Below are 1,338 nucleotides of genomic sequence, written 5' to 3' on the forward strand. Positions count from 1 at the left end.
CGCGGATCCCTCGCCTCTCGCCCGGCCGTCCGCCCCGGCCAGCGGCGGCCCGATCGACTACAGCCACCCCCGACGCAGGAACACGGCACCCCCGTCGCCCTCGCCTTCCACGACGACCGGCCGTCCCCACCAGCCCGTCGCGGGCGACGCGACCGGCTGGACCATGGACGAGCGGCTCTACAACCAGGTCTGGGGCATGTTCGAGGACCTGGCCCGCACCGCCGCCGCGTACCGCAGCGCGGTCGACTTCGCCGAGTCGCGCATGGACAAGGAGCTGGAGCAGGTCCTGTCCGACCCGCGCAGCCGGATCGGCGGGCAGGCGGACGCCGCGCGTGAGGCGGCCCGGGCCCGGCACACCCAGCTCGTCGACGAGGCCAGGCGGGCCCTCGACCGGGACGTCGCCCAGCTCACATCCGAGGCCGACGTGGTCGAACCGGCGCTGCCACCGGCGTACGCCCGCTGGGACAACCCCGTCTGGCACGGCTATCGCGTGCCGACGGAGATGCCCATGGCCCTGCGCCTGGGCGATCTGCATCTGCCGGACTGCGCCGAGCTGCGCATACCGATGCTGCTCCGGCTGCCGCTGGAGCGAGGCCTGTGGATCGACAGCGGCCGTACCGGCTCCGTCGACGACGCGTTCCACGACGCGCACGACCTGCGGCGCCTGGCGATGGAGGCGGCGGTGGCGCACGTGGCGCGGCTGCTCGCCGTCCATCCGGTGGGCGAGTTCACCGTGTACGTCATCGACCCGGCCGGTTCGGGAGCGCAGACGCTGGTGCCGCTGGTGCAGAGCGGGGTGCTCGCGGCCCCGCCCGCGCTGGGTGCCGCCGGAGTGGCGGACGTGCTGGGCAAGCTCACCCAGCGGGTCGACCTGGTGCAGATGGCGGTGCGCGGCGGCGCGGCCGACGCCCTCCCGCCGGGCTTCGACACCTCCCGGCACCTGCTGGTGGTCAACGACTTCCCGCACGGCTTCGACGACCGGGCCGTCACCCAGCTGCGCTACCTGGCCGACGAGGGCCCGGATGTCGGCGTGCACCTCATGATGGTCGCGGACCGCGAGGACGCCGCCGCCTACGGGCCGCTGCTCGACCCGCTGTGGCGTTCCCTGCTGCGCCTGTCCCCGGTCCCCGACGACCACCTCGCCGACCCGTGGGTGGGGCACGCCTGGACCTACGAGCCGTCGCTCGTGCCGCCCGGCAGCCAGGTGCTCCAGCAGGTGCTCGACCGGGTCGCCGCCGCTCGTCCCAAGCACCGGTGAGGCCTGGAACCGACCAGTCCCGACGCCGGTGAGGCCTGGAACCGACCAGTCCCGACGCCGGTGAGGCCTGGAACCGACCA

Annotated in this window: 1 pseudogene; it reads left to right on the top strand. The window is 74.4% G+C overall.

The annotated features are described in order from the left end of the window. Positions 1-1,258: pseudogene (locus ACFF45_RS01705) on the top strand (TerD family protein); the annotation flags it as partial. Between the last annotated feature and the right edge of the window lie 80 nt (positions 1,259-1,338).

It is taken from the genome of Streptomyces cinereospinus, from assembly GCF_042430725.1.
Lineage (GTDB): Bacteria > Actinomycetota > Actinomycetes > Streptomycetales > Streptomycetaceae > Streptomyces > Streptomyces cinereospinus.